The sequence below is a fragment of the Fructilactobacillus florum DSM 22689 = JCM 16035 genome (assembly GCF_001436645.1).
Lineage (GTDB): Bacteria > Bacillota > Bacilli > Lactobacillales > Lactobacillaceae > Fructilactobacillus > Fructilactobacillus florum.
The window spans coordinates 1-573 of sequence record NZ_AYZI01000032.1 but is presented as its reverse complement, the minus strand read 5'-3'; the positions used below and the strand labels follow the sequence as shown (position 1 = coordinate 573).

Genomic DNA, 573 nt, shown 5'->3' with positions numbered 1-573 from the left:
AATTAAATCTAATCCCATATAATTTGGCATTACCTCTTTCCATAGACAATAAACTCCTTTACACCTACGTCATATTAATTCTGTATTAAATTTAGCTATCTAATCACTCAATTTTGCTGACAACAATTTTATTAATATGATTACTGAGATAGTCTCTAGGAGAATATGAAAAACAAATATAAAAAATACATATATACATCCAGACTGCCATTGTGATTCCATTTACAACAACCAATGCAGTTGAATTTTCATTAATTGTATAAGTAATTGGTAAGAAAAAAGCACAAAAATATATAACAAATAATATTTTCCTAATTAACATCAAAATATTAAATGCTTTGATTTTTAAAATATTTATTTCTAATTCTTGATTATTATTAGTGATATTATTAATACTACTTTCCAACTCTGGATAGTTAATGACTAATTTCCTGTAATCTTCGAATAATCGAAGGTTAAAAGTTTTAAACAAAAATTTCATTATAAATAGAGTTGATAAAATTGTTATTACATAGATCAAATATGCCGGGAAAAATGATAGATGATTATGCGAGGGTAAAAATAATCCAAGCA

Annotated in this window: 1 protein-coding gene; it reads right to left on the bottom strand. The window is 24.6% G+C overall.

Annotated elements, in window-relative coordinates:
• Positions 1 to 103 precede the first annotated feature (103 nt).
• Positions 104 to 573 (bottom strand): hypothetical protein (locus tag FC87_RS07150; protein WP_082619243.1); only part of this gene is annotated, 470 nt, incomplete at its 5' end.